20 protein-coding genes are annotated in these 20,807 nt (G+C 39.5%); 7 read left to right on the forward strand and 13 right to left on the reverse strand.

The genetic code is table 11. From position 1 onward, the window contains the following. Positions 1-81: 81 nt before the first annotated feature. Positions 82-945: an ABC transporter ATP-binding protein gene (locus BUB77_RS25920; RefSeq protein WP_073280086.1), complete on the reverse strand. Its 864-nt coding sequence runs from the start codon at positions 943-945 to the stop codon at positions 82-84. Positions 946-947: 2 nt separating this feature from the next. Beyond that, positions 948-1,322 (reverse strand): GntR family transcriptional regulator, encoded by a 375-nt coding sequence (locus BUB77_RS25925; RefSeq protein ID WP_073280135.1) that lies wholly within the window; start codon positions 1,320-1,322, stop codon positions 948-950. Between the two features lie 268 nt (positions 1,323-1,590). Here BUB77_RS25925 and BUB77_RS25930 point away from each other — a divergent pair, with 268 nt between their 5' ends. Genes BUB77_RS25930 through BUB77_RS25940 form a run of 3 tightly spaced genes read left to right on the forward strand, consistent with a single transcriptional unit; the run spans position 1,591 to position 3,367 of the window. Further along, positions 1,591-2,064, forward strand: coding sequence for a DUF2975 domain-containing protein (locus BUB77_RS25930; RefSeq protein ID WP_073280087.1), 474 nt, complete (start codon positions 1,591-1,593; stop codon positions 2,062-2,064). Between the two features lie 10 nt (positions 2,065-2,074). After that, on the forward strand, positions 2,075-2,302 hold the full coding sequence (locus tag BUB77_RS25935; RefSeq protein ID WP_073280088.1) for a helix-turn-helix domain-containing protein: 228 nt from the start codon (positions 2,075-2,077) through the stop codon (positions 2,300-2,302). A 3-nt stretch (positions 2,303-2,305) separates the two neighbouring features. Continuing rightward, positions 2,306-3,367: an FAD-binding protein gene (locus BUB77_RS25940; protein ID WP_073280089.1), complete on the forward strand. Its 1,062-nt coding sequence runs from the start codon at positions 2,306-2,308 to the stop codon at positions 3,365-3,367. A 237-nt stretch (positions 3,368-3,604) separates the two neighbouring features. Here BUB77_RS25940 and BUB77_RS25945 read toward each other — a convergent pair whose 3' ends face one another. Next, positions 3,605-4,156, reverse strand: coding sequence for a ferritin-like domain-containing protein (locus BUB77_RS25945; RefSeq protein WP_073280090.1), 552 nt, complete (start codon positions 4,154-4,156; stop codon positions 3,605-3,607). Between the two features lie 292 nt (positions 4,157-4,448). Between BUB77_RS25945 and BUB77_RS25950 the strand changes: the two genes are divergently transcribed. Continuing rightward, positions 4,449-4,931 carry an SAM-dependent methyltransferase gene (locus BUB77_RS25950; RefSeq protein WP_073280091.1) on the forward strand — a complete coding sequence of 161 codons (483 nt, stop codon included), beginning with the start codon at positions 4,449-4,451 and terminating at the stop codon, positions 4,929-4,931. A gap of 133 nt (positions 4,932-5,064) precedes the next feature. Here the strand turns inward: BUB77_RS25950 and BUB77_RS25955 are convergent, their stop codons facing one another. The 10 genes from BUB77_RS25955 to BUB77_RS26000 all read right to left on the reverse strand — a co-directional run bounded on the left by BUB77_RS25955 (position 5,065) and on the right by BUB77_RS26000 (position 16,174). Beyond that, entirely contained in the window at positions 5,065-5,598 is a 534-nt protein-coding gene (locus tag BUB77_RS25955; RefSeq protein ID WP_073280092.1) for a VOC family protein, read from the reverse strand. A 144-nt stretch (positions 5,599-5,742) separates the two neighbouring features. Beyond that, a complete protein-coding gene (locus BUB77_RS25960; RefSeq protein WP_073280093.1) occupies positions 5,743-6,369 on the reverse strand; it encodes a type 1 glutamine amidotransferase family protein in 627 nt (208 codons plus the stop codon). A 109-nt stretch (positions 6,370-6,478) separates the two neighbouring features. Further along, complete coding sequence (locus BUB77_RS25965; RefSeq protein WP_073280094.1) at positions 6,479-7,444, reverse strand: helix-turn-helix transcriptional regulator; 966 nt, start codon at positions 7,442-7,444, stop codon at positions 6,479-6,481. Positions 7,445-7,474: 30 nt separating this feature from the next. Further along, on the reverse strand, positions 7,475-8,197 hold the full coding sequence (locus tag BUB77_RS25970; RefSeq protein WP_073280095.1) for a HEAT repeat domain-containing protein: 723 nt from the start codon (positions 8,195-8,197) through the stop codon (positions 7,475-7,477). 174 nt (positions 8,198-8,371) lie between these two features. After that, the gene (locus tag BUB77_RS25975) at positions 8,372-9,340 is read right to left on the reverse strand and encodes a carbohydrate kinase family protein (protein WP_073280096.1); all 969 of its coding nucleotides are present in this window, start codon (positions 9,338-9,340) and stop codon (positions 8,372-8,374) included. Between the two features lie 122 nt (positions 9,341-9,462). After that, positions 9,463-10,872: a glycoside hydrolase family 32 protein gene (locus BUB77_RS25980; protein ID WP_073280097.1), complete on the reverse strand. Its 1,410-nt coding sequence runs from the start codon at positions 10,870-10,872 to the stop codon at positions 9,463-9,465. Positions 10,873-10,915: 43 nt separating this feature from the next. Further along, positions 10,916-12,946: a glycoside hydrolase family 43 protein gene (locus tag BUB77_RS25985; protein ID WP_139241330.1), complete on the reverse strand. Its 2,031-nt coding sequence runs from the start codon at positions 12,944-12,946 to the stop codon at positions 10,916-10,918. Positions 12,947-12,980: 34 nt separating this feature from the next. Continuing rightward, positions 12,981-13,832, reverse strand: coding sequence for a carbohydrate ABC transporter permease (locus tag BUB77_RS25990; RefSeq protein WP_084124740.1), 852 nt, complete (start codon positions 13,830-13,832; stop codon positions 12,981-12,983). A 1-nt stretch (position 13,833) separates the two neighbouring features. Continuing rightward, entirely contained in the window at positions 13,834-14,790 is a 957-nt protein-coding gene (locus BUB77_RS25995) for a carbohydrate ABC transporter permease (protein ID WP_330392702.1), read from the reverse strand. Positions 14,791-14,845: 55 nt separating this feature from the next. Further along, positions 14,846-16,174, reverse strand: coding sequence for an ABC transporter substrate-binding protein (locus tag BUB77_RS26000; protein WP_170866757.1), 1,329 nt, complete (start codon positions 16,172-16,174; stop codon positions 14,846-14,848). Between the two features lie 410 nt (positions 16,175-16,584). On the opposite strand from BUB77_RS26000, the gene BUB77_RS26005 reads away from it, so the two are divergent. The 3 genes from BUB77_RS26005 (at position 16,585) to BUB77_RS26015 (ending at position 20,705) form a co-directional block, all read left to right on the forward strand. Continuing rightward, positions 16,585-17,523, forward strand: coding sequence for an ArsR/SmtB family transcription factor (locus tag BUB77_RS26005; RefSeq protein WP_073280100.1), 939 nt, complete (start codon positions 16,585-16,587; stop codon positions 17,521-17,523). Between the two features lie 330 nt (positions 17,524-17,853). After that, complete coding sequence (locus BUB77_RS26010; RefSeq protein ID WP_073280101.1) at positions 17,854-18,441, forward strand: DUF6609 family protein; 588 nt, start codon at positions 17,854-17,856, stop codon at positions 18,439-18,441. A 587-nt stretch (positions 18,442-19,028) separates the two neighbouring features. Further along, entirely contained in the window at positions 19,029-20,705 is a 1,677-nt protein-coding gene (locus BUB77_RS26015) for a cellulase family glycosylhydrolase (protein WP_073280102.1), read from the forward strand. Positions 20,706-20,807: the final 102 nt, after the last annotated feature.

Below are 20,807 nucleotides of genomic sequence, written 5' to 3' on the forward strand. Positions count from 1 at the left end.
CTAACAGCCATGCCTTCCCAACGCGCCGCAAGATTGGGCCGAGGATTTCGCAGGCTCAATCTTGTGTGTGAAAATTGCTTTTTAATTTTCACACTCTCCTCTGACGATAAATAAAATTATTTCTTCAATGGTAGTATTGTCAACCACCAGCTCTCTATGATGCTTTTCGATCTCTTTTCTATTATTTACCATGACTTCATAACCAAATTGGCTCTTCCTGACTCCTACTATGTGTTTTTTATCCAGCTTTTCATATTCTTCCTTCCTGCAATGGACCACACCATACCGGTAAATTAAATCGTCCTTGCTTTCGCTGAATATAATTTTCCCTTCATGGATGAAGGTAATGTAATCTGCGACTTTTTCCAGGTCACTGGTTATATGGGAAGATAAAAATATGGTATGCTCTTCATCCTGTATAAACTCCAGAAAAATGTCCAGTATTTCATCTCTTATAATCGGATCCAGACCGCTGGTAGCTTCGTCCAGTATTAAAATTTTTGCCTGATGGGATAGCGCTACCGCAATGGTCAGCTTCATTTTCATACCTCTGGAATACTCTTTCATAAATTTATCCTTAGGCAATTTAAATCGACTGGTATAGCTTTCAAAAGTTTCATTGCTCCAATTAGAGTAGATTCTCCCCATTATTTTCGTAATATCCTTGATTGTCAGAAAATCATGAAAATAGCTTTCATCAAAGACAACCCCTATTTGTTCTTTTATTTTCCTTTCATCCTTTGCGTAATCCAGCCCAAAGAGTTTAACGTCTCCTCCGTCCTTGTGAATGAGATTTAAAATAGATTTGATTGTAGTAGTCTTACCCGCTCCATTCTCACCAACAAAGCCCATTATACTTCCTTTGGGGACAGAAAATGATATATTATCCAGCTTAAAGCTGGCATATTGCTTTGTCAGCTGATTTACCTCAATTGCATATTCCATTTTTAATCCTCCTTAAATATCATGTCTAGTATCTGATGTAATTCTTCCAGCTTTATGCCGCTTTTCTTTGCAATCTCCGCAGCTTTTTGCAAAAATTCCTCAATGGTGCGGTATTGCTCTTCTTTCATTATTTCCGTATTGGTTTCCGAGACAAAGCTTCCTTTTCCAACCAGGGTAGTGATAAATCCGTCTCTTTCCAGATCCTCATAGGCCCTTTTTGTGGTTATTACGCTAATCCTCAGTTCTTTTGCCAATAGCCTCATTGAGGGCAAAGAATCCCCCGGCCTTAGCTCACCGCTCATAATCATGTTCTTTATCTGCATTGTAATCTGCTCATATATTGGTTTCCCGCTGGAATTACTGATTATGATATCCACCTGCTGTTCTCCTTGCTCGTTATATTGTATATACTCAATATATACAATATATGCTTTTAATAATTCTTTGTCAATACTAAATTTCAATTTACAAAGCAGCATCTCCTGCTACTATTAAGCTACGAGCTTAGAATTTATTTGATTTGCGATAAACTTCCATCTCTTTTCAATAATAATTTATTGACATTCGATAAATTGTAAAATATAATTTATTCATGCAGGTATATTTCCCGTTGGCCTGTTTATCAAAGTAAGTGAGGTGCTTTTAATGAAAAGGAAAACTCTCTTTTTAAAAATATCTCTTTTTCTGATAGGGATTCCAGTTCTTGTTCTGTGTATATTCCTGCTGCCCTGGATAGCCGAAAAGGCGGCGGCCCATTATCCAAGAGCCGTTTATCTGCCGGTCTTAACAGGTGTATATCTAACGGCGATACCCTTTTACTTCACTCTGTACCAGGCCTTTAAGCTTCTGAGTTATATTGACAAAAACAATGCCTTCTCGGAATTATCCGTAAACTCATTAAAATATATAAAATACAGCGCAGCCATCATAGGTATCGTGTATGGTGCGGGCATGCCGCTTTTTTACTTTATGGCTCAGAAGGACGACGCTCCGGGTATCCTGATTATCGGATTGGTCTGTACCTTCGCTCCCATTGTAATTGCAGTCTTTGCAGCTGTTCTTCAAAAGCTCTTGGAAAATGCCATAGATATAAAATCAGAAAATGATCTGACAGTTTGAGGTGAATGACATGGCAATTGTAATTAATATCGATGTAATGCTGGCAAAAAGAAAAATGAGTGTAACAGAGCTTTCGGAGAAAGTCGGAATAACCATGGCGAACCTTTCCATTCTTAAGAACGGAAAAGCAAGAGCTGTCAGATTGTCAACCCTGGAGGCCATATGCAAAGCACTGGAATGCCAGCCGGGAGATATCCTGGAATATAGAAATGATAAAAATTCGGAAACAGGTGAATAATTCATGTATGATATCGTAATTGTCGGTTCCGGTCCAGCAGGGGCAAACCTTGCAAGATTAATTGGAAATAAATATAAGGTTTTATTGATAGACAGGCGTGATTTGGCAAATGAAAACCCCAAGAACCCGGCAATTAAATGCTGCGGAGGCCTGCTGGCACCCGATGCCCAGAAAATGATTGCAAGGCTGGGTTTAGGAATACCCAAGGATATTCTGGTGGACCCCCAGCTCTTTGCTGTAAGGACCATTGATTTGCCCAACAACCTGGAAAGACTGTACCAGAGATTCTATTTTAACATTGACCGGGAAAAATTCGACAGATGGCTGGTTTCCTTGCTTCCGTCCGGTGTGGACAGAAAGTTCAACTCTGCCTTTAAAAGCTTTTCCGAAATACCGGAGGGCTATGAAATCAGATATGTATCCAACGGTCAGGAGCTGTCCGCAAAAACCAGACTTATTGTCGGAGCTGACGGAGCCTCCTCCCGGGTAAGAAATCTCATTAGCAAACATATAATAGCTCCTGAAAAGTATATCGCTATTCAGGAATGGTTTGAATGTCCCTATAAAATACCCTATTACACAGCGATTTTCGATGAAGAGATCAGTGATTTCTATTCCTGGATAATTCCAAAGGAGAATTACCTGTTATTAGGTTCCGCCCTTCGGCCTAAGGAAAATGCCAGAAAAAAATATGACCTGCTGAAGGAAAAGCTAACGCAGCGGGGTTTTCATTTCGATAACAAGATAAAAACAGAAGGTGCCTTTATCTTCAGACCCAGAAAGGTATCACAATTTAACGCCGGAAGAAACGGGATTGCTCTGGTTGGAGAAGCCGCCGGTGCCATCAGCCCCAGCTCTGCGGAAGGAATCAGCTACGCTTTAAAAAGTTCCTTCTACTTAGCCCAGAGCCTGGAGGAGGGAATTGACGGATTCCTGGCCAGATATAAAAAAAGGTCAGCAGATATCAAGTTAAACCTGCTTCTTAAAAACCTAAAATCCCCGGCTATGTATAACCCTACCCTCCGGCAGTTGGCTATGAAATCAGGTCTGCAAAGTATTACGTGATTTTCCTTTCTAAAGGTATGTATATGAAAAATATTTACCTGAACTATAATGCTATATGCCGATTAAAGTTATAGCATTTCCTATGTTATATTATTTTCTATACTGCAGCAGCCGGCTTAATAAAAGCCGGCTGCTTATAATATTCTGAACTTCTCCCTGTGCTGCTCCCCCTCCTGCAGCAGGTTCCGTTATTTCACTTGCCTGGAAGGGTGGGTGTAATTATGCCCTTTTAACTTTTTATAAAACTCCCCTGCATCCATTTTTAGCATACAGATAACTGTAAAGAATCCCGTGCCGGATTTCATCCGTAATGATTTCTACAAGGACATTAATATGAACACGGTCCTGCATTGCATAAAGAATTTTACGGTATCTCTGCACCGCATTCTGCTCTCCCAGTAAGGCATTGGCTAATCCCTGGCAATAGCTTGCCGGGGGCGCAAATACTTCATCCTGAACCTGGGGAGGCATCTCACCGGTCAATTCATAGTAAAGCTGGCGAAACAGGGCATAGTGTCCAATTTCATTGTCACGGATGCCGGAGATAATCTGTGCATCCTCCTCTGACGGGGATTGCTCAATGAGCCATATATAAAACATCCTGTCCTCATTTTCACCCAACAGAGCCTGCCGGATTAATTCAAGTGCACCCTGAAAATTCTGGGGATATGTGAAGATATCCGTATTATCTGTCTGCTGTAATTTCACAGGCGGGACTATGGCCTGTATAAATGGGGCTACTTCACTATAAGTATAGAGATTATGTCTGCCATAATTATAAAAATCCATATTGTTATCTCTCCGAAACTTTCTCCGGATATTATATGAATCATCTGCTATACATGTGCCTGGTCTATAAGGCTGCTTATTGAATACTATGCCTTAAAAATGATTCGGGTGTCATAAGTCAATCTTAGCTTTCAACTATGTATTTTTATACCCCAAATATACATTCAATAAACGTGACATTGGCTTATTTACCCGAATCAAAAAAAATTTTTCAAAAAAGGCTTGTAGTATAAAAACACATTGGTATACTGAATATATCGGCGCCGTAAATAAAATGAATAGGAGATTATTTATGGAACAATTTACTGTAAAATCAATTGGAACGGTCCGTGGGGATGACCACGGAACGCGCATAGAGCTGGAAAAAGAGTTTATTCCTGCTCTCAAAAATCTGGAGGGATTTGGCTATATTAATGTTCTTTGGTGGTTTCATCAAAGCGACAATCCGGCTTCCCGCTCAAAGCTGACTGAGAAAAGCCCCTACAAAGCTTCTCCGGATATATTGGGGACCTTTGCAACGCGTTCTCCCGAACGCCCAAATCCAATAGCTCTTACCTGTGCTTATATCACCTATCTGGATTTTGAAAAGGGAATCATAGGCCTGGCTTTTATCGATGCGGAGGATGGAACTCCGGTTATCGATATCAAGCCCTATACACCCAGCCTTGACAGAGTCGAAAATCCGATTGTCCCGGACTGGTGTGCCGGCTGGCCCAAAAATGTAGAGACCTCCGGAGATTTTGACTGGAGCGGGGTTTTTAACTTCCCGATTTAATCTTTAACCCAATATATAAAAGGCTGGTTTTCGAATACCGAAAACCAGCCTTCCTATAATTATACATGTCTTTCAATAACTGTTTGCCAATCTGCGGAAAGCCCTCGCTCTCCCTGCTGATTATCTACCCTGATTAAGGATTATTTGCCGTATTTAAGCTCTCTGCCCATTCACTTACTCTCTGCTTGCTCTCTTCCTCTGATAAATCCTCAATCCTGGTCATAATAGACCACCTCACTCCAAAGGGATCCAAAATACTTCCGTATCTGTCACCTGAAACAAAGTCCGCAACCGGCTCCCTGGCTTTTGCTCCTCTTGCAACTGCCTCTTCATATACCTGGTCAACATTCTCAACGTAAATTGCCAGAGAATAACATGCATTATCCTCCTCCGGCGGCAGGACCAGCTTATATGACGGATTCGCTGCTCCCAGCTGCAAAAAGCCATATCCAAAATTCAATTCCGCGTGAACAACTGTTTTTTCGCCCTCTCCATAGGAAAACTCCGTAATGTCCTTAACCCTTGCATGAAATACAGCCTTATAAAACTCTATTGCTTCGGAAGGGTTCTTCACTACTATAAATGGTGTTATAGCTGTAAACCCGTTGGGTATTCCATTCTTAGTGTATTTACCTGTTACACCCATATGCTTTATGTTATCTGTCATCTTTTCTCCTTTTAATTCAAATTTAATTTGGTTGTCAGAAGCTAATCTAAGCTTTCGTCCATGTATATTTGGGGTATAAAAGCCGTAAAACAGCTTTCACGGAGCTGAGTGTATTTTTCAATCCCCATATTTTTAAATCCGCCTTCATTGGATTGAATCCATCAGCCGGTAGAAATACTTTGGATCATGAGTTTTATTCAGATTATACCAGGCATCTGAGCTTTGCTCTGTAAATACGTCTAAGGCCTTAAAGATGTGGAGAGCAAATTCCAATGGAGCTATCCCGGCGGCTGTTATCAGTTTTCCGTCCGTTACAACAGGCTCCTCTTTGTAGTACTTCTCACCGGTGTATGCAGGGCAGGTCATTTTAAGGTATTGTAAGTCATTGCTTGTATGCCGGCGGGAATTCAGCAGTCCGCTCTGGGCCAGTCCGAATGTGGCACCGCAAATTGCTGCAACCGGTATGCCATTTTCCAGACACTTTTCAGCGGCTTTTAAAATTGGCTGGTGAATTGATTCCGTCCAGGTATCTCCCCCAGGTAAAATCAATACATCTGTGCTATCCATACTGCACTCGTCCAGCTTGAGATCCGGTAATATCTTCAAGCCTCCCATTGTAGTAACAGGCGAATTGCCCATTCCCACAGTGACCGTTTTATATGGGACAGCCCCTTTTTTAAAATACCTCCCTGTATTTAATTCGGCAGTTACATAGCCAGTTTCCCAATCTGACATTGTATCAAACACATATAAGTATACCCTGTTGCTCATATACACATCCTCCTTGTTTTAGAATTTATCAAATAGCAGTTAACACCATCCGTAACCGGTGATGAACATAATTATAAAATAGCTTGACTGACATCCGCTGTCAGTCAAGCTATTTTATTTGATAATATTCCATTAATTCCGATGTAACAGCCGCCATTTTATTCCGGAAGCTCCGGGGCTCGGTTACCTGAATGGATTTTCCATAGGATAGAAGAAAATAAGGCACATAGGAGTAAATTATATTTTCTTCCAGCCAAAACACAGCTTGATTGGAAGTCCGCTCCTTCAAATAATGTCCCAGAAACCAGTGCAGGCACAAATCATCCAGTGCTTCCGCCCTGCCTTCGATAATTAAAGTAATTAATCCGGTCTTTCCAGCCATGTCCGGCAGCAGATTTTTCATAAAAAAATCGCGGGCTGCAAAAGCTTCGGGACGCTGAAACTTTATCTGGGTCTGCCTTATCTGCAATATCCGTTCGGCCCGAAAGCTGCGGATCTCATTTCTTAGATGGCAAAATGCAACCGTATACCATTTATTGTTCCAGTAAACTATTCCATAGGGGTCAATCACCCTGCTCTTAGGCTGTTCCTGACGTCCTGATCGGTAATCAATTTCCACAGAGTATTCATTTGCCACGGACTCCTCCAATACTGCCAATACCGGCTGGAGAGAAGGCTTATCTGCACGGTTTATAACATCAAACCCGGCCAGATGACGGTTAAGTATACTTTTCTGCTCCTGATTTGAATACATCTTCAGCTTTGATGCGGCGCTGGTCAATGCCTCATTGAAAGGATATCCGGCTTCTTTTGCAAAAACGGCCGCATGAAGAAGTGCCTTCTGCTCTTCCAGGTCAAATAGCAAAGGCGCTTTGACAAAATTGTTCAGCAGGCTATACCCGCCGTTATGGCCTGTGTCTGATATGACAGGTACTCCGCTGGCACAAAGTGCATCTATATAACGGTACACCGTTCTTATATTGATTTCTAACTTTTCAGATATCTGCTTTGCCGTCATTTTAGCACCAGAATTCAGCATCCATAAAATAGCCAGCATATTATCGTTTTTGGACATGACACACCCTTCTAACAAGCTCATTTCTCATTATCTCATTACCCTAAGAGCTCTTTCTGCTTCCTGTACCAATAGCTTATTTTTATTGTTTTCACACATGTCTTTAAGGAATTCTCTCGATTTCGCATAGGGAAAAGCGGACAGACAAATAATTCCCTTCCAGGTTATAACTTCATCCTCCCTATGCCTTTCGACTGTCTCAATCACTTTATCCATGTATTCGGCAGCTGCTGCTTCTCTGTGATAAAACGCTAAAAAACCGATTGCATCCAGTACTTCCCTTATCCTATCCCTATCTCCGCTATCCAATACCTCCATTAATACAGGCATAATTTCCCTCTTCATTCTGGCAAGGCTTCTCACTACCAAATCTCTGGGCAAGGGGTAGCTGCTTTTTAGTGACGGCCTGTCGGGAAGAACACTGTGCCGGTTATCTCCGATTCTGCCGATATACGGAATCATTTTCCTTGCTGTTAAGGTGTTGCCCCTTTCAAGGGCGGCACAGATTTCCAGTCTTGTATACAGCTTTTTCTCCTTGCAAAGCTGCTCCAGAAGGATATCCGCTATTTCGTCCATACCTTCACTGTATTTTAGACCCAGGACTTTTGCAGCTGCAGACCGGCGAACAGGGACTTTATCCTGCAGCAGCTTTATCAGCTCCGCTCTGTTAAGCTCTTGGAATTCCCCCAGGTCATAATTTTCCAGATAGCCCCTTCCTCTAAGCGCCTCTAAATCACTGCTTAACCTATTCATTTTCTTCCTCTTCATTTCCTATTACTGAAAAAACAGCTATATTCAATTTAACATTGGCACTGCAATGATTCTAAAAATTGCTTTAAGCCGGAAACACTGTAAAAATAATTGATTCGGTTCTTTTATGCCGTGTTTCTCCTTCATTATATCACAAAAACAGTTCTCCAGGCCCTCTTATCTGTTTTCTTTCTTAATCAGTGATTCTACCTCTGAGCAACCGGGCATTACACACAGTGCCCCCCGTCTCGTTGTTATAATTGATGCAGCTGCATTGCCAAAGGTAAGCATCTCCAATAAAGCCTCTTCATTCATATTATTTAAGTCATTTTCCAGGATGTAATTCAAACAGCAGCCGAAAAATGTATCCCCTGCTCCGGTAGCTTCTATCGTATTCTCTTGAAGAAAAGGGGGAGCTTCCACATAAAAATCTTTGTAGTAGGCTCTGCTTCCCCTTCTCCCCATTGTTAACAGAATCAAAGGGATATTATACTCCGCTTTCAGCCTTGCAATACCCTTGTCAAAATCACTTTCCCGGGTAAACCATTGAAGTTCATTATCTGCAATTTTTAATATATCGCATTGCGTTAAGCCAAATGCAATTTGCTCTCTGGCCTCCTCCAGAGATTCCCATAAAGGCTCCCGTAAATTTGGATCAAAGGAAACGGTTATTTTATTATTTTTAGCAATTTTTAATGCCTTTTTGGTTGCTTTTCTTATCTCATCATGAGTCAGGGAAAGTGATCCGAAGTGAAAGATTCTGGCTGCTTTAATTAATTTCTCATTAACTTCCTCTTCCTTGAGCATCACGTCCGCACCGGGATTACGATAGAAAGAAAATTCCCTGTCCCCATCCTTGATGGTATGTATAAAAGCTAAAGTCGTAGGAACTTTTTTGTCCGTGACCAGATTTGATGTATCTATTCCCAAATTATCCAAGACTAATTTTAATTCAACACCGAAAATATCTTCTCCGACCTTCCCAATCAACGATGTTTTTTTCCCGCATTTATTTAACATAGCTAACACATTGCAGGGTGCACCTCCCGGATTCGCTTCAAATAAGGTATTTCCCTGGTTACTGATACCGTTGTTCGTAAAATCAATCAACAATTCACCCAATGCTACTACATCAAATTTATACATCTTCTGCCTCTCTATCATTTTTCATTTATTCTGGCCTTTTACTCTATCCAAAAGCTTAGAATCGAAATATGGGACTCTGGCTGATACCAGCATGCCACAGCGTAGACATAATCTCGTATTCGTTAGCCCAGCTCCCATAGATCAGCCGCAATTTTGCAAGCCAGACCAGAATTTGATTCAAAATATATTCCTGTACTGCTGACATCCGGCCATAAATAGAAGCTCATTGCCACTGTATATTGGGAGGTAAAGAGTTCAAGAGTATTATTATCTATGAAGATATGAAATCGATAGCTGCCGTCCGCCTCTGATTCAATGGATGCTGAATAGATTCCTTTTTCCCCTTCTCCTGAATGGGAACGATCGAGAGTGACCTTTCTATTTTTCGTATCAATATGAATTACAGTCTGCTCTTTTTTATCCTCAGAGCATCTTACATAAAGTCGTAAATCATTTACTTCTTCTCCAGATGCACTGAGTATGATTTCATAGCGGTTACTTTCCACTGTGCCTAACTTCATCTCTTGAACTGCTGACAATTCATAATTTGTTCTGTTTTTTCTGAGTGTTTTTAATTCTTTCACCGGCTCCTGATGCAGTACCCCACTATCATCTGTCCACAGTCTGCGGGGAATTGTAAGCTGCCCTGCCCATCCGTAAGGCTCTGACGGCATATGCTCCTCCCAGCAGCGCATCCATCCAAACAGGATACGCCGGCCATTTTTGTCAACAAGAGTCTGGGGGGCATAAAAATTAGAGCCCCGGTCCAACATCTCGTCTTGAATAACGGAAAGCTTACCCGTATTATAATCCAGATTGCCCGACAGATATCTGGTATCCCCTTCCTCCGCATTAATCGGTGAATAAATTAATACATCATGCTTATCAAGGGTACAAAGATCCGGGCATTCCCACATATCTCCCATTTTACCGTTACTCTCTGCTACGACGCCCAGGTATTCCCATTGGTAAAGATCCCTTGAACGATATAAAAGAACCCTGCCCTTATCTTTACTCTGTGAGCCTATTACGCAGTAGAACATGCCATCTTTTTCCCATACCTTCGGATCTCTGAATTCTTTGGTACAGTCGATCGGAGGAGCGGCAATCACAGGATTACCACTATATTTTTCAAAAGTATATCCATCTTCACTGACAGCCAAAGCCTGACACTGAAAAGGATCTCTATCCTGGACACAGCCTGTGTACATTAGTATCATCTTTCCAGCTGATTCAACCGCACTACCGGAAAAACACCCTCCTAAAGCAGGATGAATTTCATATTCTTTATCCGGTTTTAATGCGATTGCTTCCTGTGTCCAGTTGATTAAATCACTACTCGTTGCATGTCCCCAATGCATCGGCCCCCATACCGGTGCATAGGGATTATGCTGATAAAATACATGATATTTTCCTTTATAATAGATGAGTCCATTCGGATCATTCATCCATCCTTCCGGAACTGACAGATGATAGCCTGGTCGAAAAGGATCCTTCTTGTCCATAATTGCATCATTTGATGATATACCCATGTTATACCTCCCATTTTTTAATTAAAACACCAGTCAGCCAAGGCTAGAGTGACAGTAATTCTATGCCGCTGAAAAATGTTCTGGTTTCCGCATAGAATCCGCAATGGCAATCCCCAAAATCAATAACATCCTTCAGAATAGTTTTCGTCCCTGCCAGGATAATTATTTTATTATCGTATCGCTTGACCGTTATGGTATTCGGTCCTGCCTCATCAGAAATGGCTGAATTCTCATTAGCCAAACCGTTCCGGCAAGTTTTCACAGTTATTCTTTTACCTGCCGTATCAAGTAACAGCGCAATATAATTTGTTTCATCATAATATGCGGCATAAATACCACTGTAAGCATTTTGCTTTTTTAGCTGCTGTTCCAGATTTACAGAAAATCGATATCTCGATTTCTTTTGATTAATCAAGAGGGCTTTACTATCAATCGCATAGCCCACAATACCATTATCGGTAATGGACCAGTTTTTTTCAAGGGTATTGTTATCTGAAAGCATCTGGGCGGCAAATTCCGAAACATTCTCCTGGTCTAACTCAAGGTATTCTGTCAATTCCATGGAGGCATAATCTGTCCCAGTATAGTAGGATATTAACCCAACGGTAGATTTTCCGATGGAATAAACACCCTTTGCCATATATAAATCATCCACATATATAAGAAATAACTTTGTTGTTCTTTTTATCGTCAGCTTATGATATGCTGTGAAATCAAACTCCTTCTCCAGTTTTACCGAAATTACCTGTGTCTGGCATCCGTTCAGAATCGCATAGAGCTCCACCGTATGCTCTCCCTCATTTAATATCACCTGAACATTATTTTGATTATCATAATAAGCGGCAAATATACCATATCTGCCTCCCAGGTGGTACGCATGCCATCTGGTATTTACTTCAAGTATGTAATTTTCCGTACTTATGTCTTTGAGATATGTATTCGAAATGATGTTCCTGTTATCCTGGCACAAACGTCCTTCCTTAATATTCCAATGACCGAATGCAAATACTTCTTTTCCCGGTTCACCATTATACAAATTCCTATATAACGGCTCTGCTGGTGCATCCTGTAATTCGCTGCTTGGTGCAATGGTATACAGCTGATCCTCTCCGTATATAATTGGGTCTATCCTCATTTCTCTATAGGCAGATACCTCTGTTTGATGATTTTCCGATTCTTTTCCATGATAGATAATCCAGTCATCCACATTGTTAGGCGCCTTAACTACCGAGTTGTGTCCTGTTCCCATTATTTTATCATTCTGACAGATAAAGGGGTCATAATCCGTATTATTCGGATACTTGCTCCATCTGCAGCTGTTTAAGCCCAATCCCTTCTCCGCTCTTGCATAGCCGATAAAGTAGGATGGATTAGTAAAGGCATTAGCACTGTACATAAGGTATTCTTTCTCTCTTTTTTTAAGATAAAATGCTCCTTCAATGGTATACCAGTCTCTTCCGTCACCAAACCTGTTTTCCATGAACATCTCTTCTTTAATGGAAGGAATTACCGCAGGCTTTGGAGCTTCGGCTAAGGTATAAGGATCTATCATTTCATCCTGCAAAACAATAGTCCCGGTAAAGTTTCGATCTGTACCGTTATAATTATTTGCTGCATAGAACATGACCAGTTTACCGTCATCTGTTTTAATCACATGAGGGTCGATTGAAAATAAATCAAGAAGCTGTTTTTGAAAAACAAAGGGACCATAAGGAGAATCTGCCACTGCAACACGCAGGCAATGTGCATGATTATCTTCTTCTCCCTCGGGATTACTGGAATAATACATGTAAAATCTTCCATTCAGATATATGACACAGGGAGCCCAGAAATCTTCTCTCCCAGAATCTTCAATACACCCACCCAGATGTTCAAAATGAACCAAATCCGTAGAATGCAGCAGATTTACATATTTCATCCCGGTGGAATAGCAAAAATATTCTCCGTTATATTTCATTACAAAAGGGTCTCCGTTAATCCTGCACTCTGCATCAGATAACGCCCCTTTATTTTGGATTGGCAATGGGTTTTTGTATAACTTACTTGTTAATTGTGGGATAGCATAATTCTTCATGTTTAAACCTTTCACATTATGTTCATTTATTAAATTATTTGGAAGAGCTGTCAATCTGGCCCTGTATGATATACTTTTGCAAGAACAGATAGAGGATGATAACAGGAAGCAGACCGAGCACACAGGTAGCACAGGCTAGCGGCAGATTGGAATTGCCATTGCTCTGATTAAAAGCAGCTTTAATTACCTGAATAATTGTAAAATGTGATTTCTTCTGCAGCAAATACATTGGCATTAAGTAGTTATTCCAGGAGCCCGTAGCCGCAAAGATTATCTGTGTCACCGTAATGGCTTTTAACTGGGGCATAATGACACTAAAGAACGTGCGGATTACACCTGCCCCATCAATTGCAGCAGCCTCATCCAAAGATTTCGGAATAGCAACTATAAAGTTGGCATATAAAAATATTGTGCCTGGTAATGCACCTGCTGCAGACAATAGTGATAATCCCCAGAGAGAATTATCCATATTCATCTTGACCATCAAGGAATAAGTACCAACCAGGAGCGCTAATCCGGGAATCATCATAATGCCCATATTCAACTTTCTTATGCCTTCTGCAATTCTTCCGCTGCTTCTGGCAAGTCCGTATGCTGCTAATGCGCCTATCACGATTTGAATTGAAACCGTTTCAATAACAATAATTGTAGAATTCTTAAACCCAATCCAAAGATCTTTGCCGAAAAAAGCACTCATGTAATTTTCTAAATTCAATCTTTTGGGAAGAAATAATCTGGAAGTGATATCTGTCACATCTCTGAATGACATATTTATTAAAATATAAATTGGAAGCAAATATACAATAATCAATAAAACTGCAACTAAATAATGCCATAATTTTGAATCGCTTTTCGTTTGTATTATTAATATGTTGCTTTTTTTCATTCTAATATTCAACCTCCTTTTTTCTTAGCCATGCATTCACAGGCAGGGTTATGATAATGATTACAGCAAACAGAATAACACCGATTGCTGACGAATAGCCTGCTCGTTCATCCGTAAAATAAAGAGTGGAGATATAGTAAGATAATGACATGGATTGTTTACTCGGCCCGCCTCCCGACATAGCCACGATAACATCAAACATCTTGAAGCCGCCTATAAGATTAGTGACTACAGCGGTGGTTATCGCCGGAATGAGCAACGGTAGCGTCACATGGGCAAACTCATAGATTTTATTCGCTCCGTCCAAACGTGCTGCCTCACGATACATATTGGGAATGTTCTGTAATCCAGCAAGATAGATAATCATGCATAAACCAATATACTGCCAGGAATTAACCAGAGTAATCAAGCTTACCGCAGTCCATCCCTTCTCCATCCAGTAAACAGCCGGTAAACCGAAAAGTTTAAGAATCTCATTGAATACACCACCATCATATTGAAAGAAATAATATAATATCTGACCCATGATAAAAGCAGATATCATAATCGGCATATACACAACTACCCTTACTCCGTTTCTTCCTCTGAATTTATTGTTGAGAAAAATTGCCACAAAGAGACCTCCAAGATTCTGCAGCAGGCAAGATCCAAACCCATAAATAAGTGTGTTAATCAGAGTTCTCCAAAACAAGCGGTCTGAAAAAGCTTGTATATAATTCTCAAAACCAATCCATTTTCTGTTCTGTGAATAACCATTCCATTTTAAGAACGAAAGGCTGATAGCATTAAACAATGGTACAGCAATAAATAATATTATTAATAAAATAGCAGGAATTGTTAAGCATAAATAAATGTATCTTCTCCTTTTCAAATCAATACCTCCGGATTCTGCCCTATCATGCCGGCAAAGCTTATTCATCAGCTTTGCCGGCATCTTTCTTCTATTGCATAATGGCATACATAATGAGCGGGGCGGCGGCTTTCGCTGCCCCGCTCATTGATTAAACTTTTAGTTATTTAACGCTGGCCTGCTCATATAAATCCTTAAAGTTCTCAGATAAGTACTTAATCACATCTTCAATTCCTTTATCAGAATGATCTGTCAAGAGCAATGCACCCGCATTTCCAAAAATAGGCCACATACCGGATGGCATGTATTTTCTGTCCCAGTAATTTTCATAAAAGGTATTTGGATATTTTTCTTTCAGTGCCGCAAACAGCTGTTCACCGTAGTTATCTGTCTCTACCGCATTCTTAAGGGCACTGATTTTACCGGTAGCCTTATTAATGGTTGTTGCCACCTCCGGAGTAGCTAAGTAATTAAGAAAGACCTTTGCTGCATCTTCGTTTTTAGTATCCTTCCAGACACCAAAAGCATCTCCTTCTCCAACAGGAACAAATTGTACTCCTTCCTTAGTGGATGCAAAGCAAGGTAAAAATGCATAATTGCCGTCTTTATTCAATTGCTTGGCAGCAATCAAAAATCCGGGGTCATTCCCTACATAGAAAGCCGATTTATTGGCAGCCCATCTCTCAGTAAAATCCGTTCCTGTCATTGTAGCAATATCTTTATATAAGTAGCCATTATCAATCCATTTGGATAAGTCTCCAAGAAGGTCCTTATATACGGACCAATCAAAGGTCCCGTCCATCATCGAATCAGATAATTCATACTTTTCACCCTTATAGTTGTAATATGTACCGGCTATATTGGCAAGCTCTCCACTTCCAATTCCATTGGATAAGGGGGTAAAACCGGCTTCTTTGATCTTTTCACAGGCAGCCAGTAAATCATCCCATGTATAGATGGTATATGGATCTACTCCAGCTTCTTTACATACATCAAGATTAACTAAAGTACCGCCGATCATTTCTGAAATCATCAATACATAAATCGCACTGTCTGTGTCCTTGATTACACCAAGTGCAGAATCATCATAGTCCTTTACCCATTCCTGGTCACGTAAATCCATTAAATATTCTTTGTAACGAAGGATTGACCAGCCGTGAGTTTCAAATATATCCGGCAATTCATCGGAAGCCATACGGGTTTTTAATGTTGCTTCATAGTCATCACCATATGAGGATACCGTCACTTTTGTTTTGTATTTTGCATTAAAATCGTCTACTACTTTTTGAAAAACCTCTAACTGTTTACCGGTATACCTAACCGCTATCTCCAGGCCCTTTCCGCTTATGTCCACTTCAGAGGGAGTCTCTGAAGTTCCGCTCGCTGCTGCCGGTTGTGTAGGCTCTGAGCTTGTTTTTTCTGTTTTTCCGCCACATGCTGCCAGCGAGAACATCATAACAAATACCACCAATATACTTATTACCTTCTTCATTTCAATCTCCTTTTCTTTTTTCATATTTAATATTATAAAAATGGCACAATACAACATTTTACAAATAACAATCCCCAATAGAATAATCTCCTGTATTGTTGTCCATCATTATCATTATTACACCGTGATGTCATTTCTCTTATAATTCCACATCCTGTATCACTATTCGTTTTAAAAGCCTTAAATATGTGGATATTGTATATATTATCTCTATATAAGTCAATCATATATGTTTGCTTTATACAATTAGTAGCACTTTATATGTTTTACTACAATTTTCTTGTAGTAAATTTTTATCCTTACCAGATGGTAGACACTGCTGCTGATTTATGCTTATAATGAACTTCTGATGCTGATTAGCCTATCATCCTATAAGCATCAATGAATAATTCAAATACAAGGAGGATTATATGAATACAGGTAAAGAGTCCCTTTTTTTTAATTTAGTAGATATTGAACGCTCTTATCTAATGGCAAAAGCATTATCATCACCTGTCCGCCTGGAGATATTAAAGCTGCTAATTAAAAATTCCATGACTATGAGCGAGCTTTCTCACGATCTATTCCTTCCTATGTCCTCCATATGCATGCACTGTAATAATCTTAAGAAAGCAAATCTGATTACAGTGACTCCCAGACCTGGCCTTCATGGTTCACAAAAGCTTTGTGGCATTAAAGTGGATGAGGTTACCTTCAATTTCTTTTCTTCATTGCGGGATTACGGCACAAAGCCTCCCAAGCTTACCGAAATACCCATCGGAAGTTATTCAGATTGCAATATAACTGCTCCCTGTGGCCTGGTAACTTCCATGTCCTATATAAATATCGAGGACACTCCTCATGGCTTTTATGATCCGAATCATGTAAATGCCTCACTCCTCTGGTTTACCACCGGTTCACTTGTTTACCACATACCTAATAAAGATATTAAGGATGACGATTTAGCATATGTATCCATCAGCTTTGAAGTCTGTGCCGAAGCTCCAGGGTATAATAATTACTGGCCTTCCGATATATTTATAAAAATTAACAATACTTTCATCACCACTTTTACGGTCAAAGGAGATTATGGCGGACAAAAGGGAGCGAATAATCCCACCTGGTGGAGCGATTCCAATACCCAATACGGAGAATTAAGAGAGCTGGTAATTAAAAACGATGGATGCTATTTGAATAATCAGAAAGTATCTTCACATAATATTGAATCTCTGGAATTAAAGGATAACTATTATTTTAATTTCGCAATAGGAGTTGATAAAGACAGTGCCCACCCCGGTGGTATTAACCTTTTTGGGAGGGATTTTGGAAATCACAGACAAGATATATTAATAAAAGCAGTATATAAATAATTGATGCATATTATATAATTAAGCAGAAAATAATTAAAAACTTAAAATGAAAAACGAAAGTTCTCAAAAGAATTTGAACCTGGAGAGCAACAGCCATGGGGAATTGGCTTTCACGGTAAGTTATTCTTAGAGCATCTCCTTTGAATATTATTATGCACCAATAGCAAAATTCAACCAGTATGACCTTGCAAAATATAGGTATGCCTGATGCTGCAAAATATAGTATGCCCGATGCTTGACAGCAAGTTGGGGATGTAGTAAACTGGACCAAAAATATATGCGGGTAAATATTGCAAATTACAGATGCTAAAATCAGAGGAGCAGAAACTTTTGAAAACCATATTAATGAAATTTGGATATAACGGAGAAGTATTTAACTATGTAACAAAAAAGACTTGTGGGATATGGTTCTCTTTTATAGGTATTATTATCATCCTAGCCGCTATCTTTGGGAACGGAATGTACATCAATCCATTTATATTTGTTATAGGATATAGTGGAGGGTATTATCTGTGCTATGGAAATAGAAAAATTATTTTTGATAAGTTAGCAACTGGAAAACAGACTGATTTCCAGAAAAAGACTTCGGATTTTGCTTTGTTTACTTTATGCTTTTTATGTGCTTTTTTCGGTACTATTTGCTGGCTGACCAAGCAGAATATCCGGACGATATGGTTATGTCTGCTTCTTGCCACTGCAATCCATTTCTTTGTTTTCTACTTTGTCCATGGCAGAAGCGTAGTGGTTTTGGGAATATTGTGTTTGATGTACTGTATTTCAGGTTTGCTATTTCCTTCCATTCCATTTCTTTATATTGCCCTGCTTGATGGGATTACTAAAATAGCCGTTGGATTCTTCATGTTTTTTCAGAAACAGGGCAATAATGAACAGTCTTTTTATCGTAAGGTTTTTCTATAAACAGCTTTGATACAGAAAAAAGAGCAGGATATGTATTTTTTTCATATTCTGCTCTTGTGTCTTTCTGAACTAAATGACATGATATCGGGGTCACAGAACCTCTCTGATATATGCTTTCTCAGGCTATCATCTTATACAGAATATTTAAATAGTCCGTCTGGCTTCATCAAGATATCCCTCCTTAAAACTCTTTGTTTCATTAAGTAAATTTTTCGATTATTACCATTCTGATATACCTATAGAATTTAATATTTGCCAAAGGGGAAGCCACAACATTACAGCTCAAAGCAACATAAGGATAATCCCTGATTCTTCAAATAAAAGGATGACTTTGGGGGCTATAACTTCAATAACAGGTTGTAGAAAATATATCATGATTTTGTAAATTTTTTTCTGTTTTTTAAAAATATTGTCTGAATTTTATAAATATTATATCACTTTTGTTAAGAAACATTCGTTTTCGTAAGCAAATTTTTACTTTACATCAAAAAATTTTGGCGGTAATATGATGGAGCAAATTTGAAATATATGGAATTTGCATTACGATATCGCACTAGCAGATGATTAAGAACAAAAAGGAGGACACTATGGTTAAAAATGTAAAAAGAACTTTGATCTCTCTTGCTTTAATGATTGCTATGATAATATCTATCATACCGAAAGCGACCGTTACAGCAGCTTCATCAGATTACTCTCATCTAGTTGGTAATTCTGATGTAAAAAAACCTTCTGTTGGAGGTAAATTACAGGTACTTGATAAAAATGGCATAAAGACCTTATGCAGCGAAGATGGAAATCCAATTCAGTTAAGGGGTATGAGTACCCATGGGTTACAGTGGTTCCCTCAGGTCATTAACAATAATGCTTTTGCAGCTCTCTCCAACGACTGGGAGGCAAATGTAATCCGCCTTGCGATGTATGTAGCTGAAGATGGGTATGCAAGTAATCCTTCCGTAAAACAGTCCGTTATAAATGGAATAAACTATGCCATTGCAAATGATCTGTATGTGATTGTAGACTGGCATATGATAAATCCGGGAAATCCAAACAACAGTGTCTATTCAGGAGCACAAAGCTTCTTCAATGAAATTTCTGATTTATATCCAAATAATAAAAACATTATTTATGAATTATGTAATGAACCTAATGGTTACAATGGAGGTGTATCAAATGATGCGGCCGGATGGGCTCAGGTAAAAGCTTATGCAGCTCCTATCGTACAACTCCTAAGAAATAAAGGTAACGAAAATCTTATCATTGTTGGTTCCCCCTTCTGGAGTCAAAGACCTGATTTGGCAGCAGACAATCCAATTGATGACAAAAATACAATGTATTCCGTTCATTTTTATAGCGGTACCAATCCGGTATCAAATGTAGATTCCGATAGAAATAATGCCATGAGTAATGTTAGATATGCTCTGAATCATGGTGTTGGAGTATTTGCTACAGAATGGGGAACCAGCCTTGCAACAGGTACTACCGGGCCCTATTTAGCAAAAGCTGACGCATGGTTGGATTTCCTTAATGCAAATAACATAAGCTGGTGTAATTTTTCACTCTGCAATAAGGATGAAGTAGCCTCTGCATTAAATAGTTCCACAAGCTTTGACCCAGGTAATGATAAAGTATGGTCAGAGAGTGAATTAACTTTATCAGGCCAATATGCACGTGCCCGTATTAAAGGTCTTTATTATGCCACTCCAGAAGATCCCAAGCCAATCAAGCCTCAGCCGCCATTGGATTTTTCTTCCGGTTTCTGGGATTTTAACGATGGAACTACACAAGGCTTTGGTATTAATGCAGATAGCCCGATTACTGCTATTATGATACAAAATGCAAACAATGCATTAGAACTTCGGGGACTTAATACCTATGGCAGCAATGATCTATCAGAAGGTAACTTTTGGGCAAATGCCCGTCTTTCAGCTGATGTCTGGGGTCAGTCCATTAATATATATGGAGATACAAAACTTACAATGGATGTTATAGCTCCCTCACCAACCAATGTTTCGATAGCTGCTATTCCCCAAAGCACCAGTCATGGATGGGCAAATCCGGCAAGAGCGGTACGTGTCAGTGCAAATAATTTTACAGCACAATCAGATGGTACCTATAAAGCAGCCTTGACTATTTCTCTTGATGATAGTCCCAATTTCAAAACGATAGCTGCTGATTCTAATGACAGTACCGTAAGGAATATGATATTATTTGTTGGCTCAAGCTCAGATAACATTTCTTTAGATAATATAAAGTTTACAAAATAAAATCACATACTATGAGAAAATGCTCTGATGTAAAATAATAGGTATCTAAAAACCTTGTAAAATCCGGCTTTGATGTCATTTCAAAACCACCGTTATCATTCA

It is taken from the genome of Anaerocolumna jejuensis DSM 15929 (assembly GCF_900142215.1).
In the GTDB taxonomy this organism is placed as follows: Bacteria; Bacillota; Clostridia; order Lachnospirales; family Lachnospiraceae; genus Anaerocolumna; species Anaerocolumna jejuensis.

Coding starts and splice junctions, on each gene's coding strand:
- BUB77_RS25955 (WP_073280092.1), bottom strand. CDS start 5,598: ATGACAGATAACATAAAGCATATGGGTGTAACAGGTAAATACACTAAG.
- BUB77_RS25995 (WP_330392702.1), bottom strand. CDS start 14,790: ATGCCATTATGCAATAGAAGAAAGATGCCGGCAAAGCTGATGAATAAG.
- BUB77_RS25930 (WP_073280087.1), top strand. CDS start 1,591: ATGAAAAGGAAAACTCTCTTTTTAAAAATATCTCTTTTTCTGATAGGG.
- BUB77_RS26015 (WP_073280102.1), top strand. CDS start 19,029: ATGGTTAAAAATGTAAAAAGAACTTTGATCTCTCTTGCTTTAATGATT.
- BUB77_RS25965 (WP_073280094.1), bottom strand. CDS start 7,444: ATGTCCAAAAACGATAATATGCTGGCTATTTTATGGATGCTGAATTCT.
- BUB77_RS25975 (WP_073280096.1), bottom strand. CDS start 9,340: ATGTATAAATTTGATGTAGTAGCATTGGGTGAATTGTTGATTGATTTT.
- BUB77_RS25935 (WP_073280088.1), top strand. CDS start 2,075: ATGGCAATTGTAATTAATATCGATGTAATGCTGGCAAAAAGAAAAATG.
- BUB77_RS25960 (WP_073280093.1), bottom strand. CDS start 6,369: ATGAGCAACAGGGTATACTTATATGTGTTTGATACAATGTCAGATTGG.
- BUB77_RS26005 (WP_073280100.1), top strand. CDS start 16,585: ATGAATACAGGTAAAGAGTCCCTTTTTTTTAATTTAGTAGATATTGAA.
- BUB77_RS25980 (WP_073280097.1), bottom strand. CDS start 10,872: ATGGGTATATCATCAAATGATGCAATTATGGACAAGAAGGATCCTTTT.
- BUB77_RS25970 (WP_073280095.1), bottom strand. CDS start 8,197: ATGAATAGGTTAAGCAGTGATTTAGAGGCGCTTAGAGGAAGGGGCTAT.
- BUB77_RS25940 (WP_073280089.1), top strand. CDS start 2,306: ATGTATGATATCGTAATTGTCGGTTCCGGTCCAGCAGGGGCAAACCTT.
- BUB77_RS25920 (WP_073280086.1), bottom strand. CDS start 945: ATGGAATATGCAATTGAGGTAAATCAGCTGACAAAGCAATATGCCAGC.
- BUB77_RS25945 (WP_073280090.1), bottom strand. CDS start 4,156: ATGGATTTTTATAATTATGGCAGACATAATCTCTATACTTATAGTGAA.
- BUB77_RS26000 (WP_170866757.1), bottom strand. CDS start 16,174: ATGAAGAAGGTAATAAGTATATTGGTGGTATTTGTTATGATGTTCTCG.
- BUB77_RS25990 (WP_084124740.1), bottom strand. CDS start 13,832: ATGAAAAAAAGCAACATATTAATAATACAAACGAAAAGCGATTCAAAA.
- BUB77_RS25950 (WP_073280091.1), top strand. CDS start 4,449: ATGGAACAATTTACTGTAAAATCAATTGGAACGGTCCGTGGGGATGAC.
- BUB77_RS25985 (WP_139241330.1), bottom strand. CDS start 12,946: ATGAAGAATTATGCTATCCCACAATTAACAAGTAAGTTATACAAAAAC.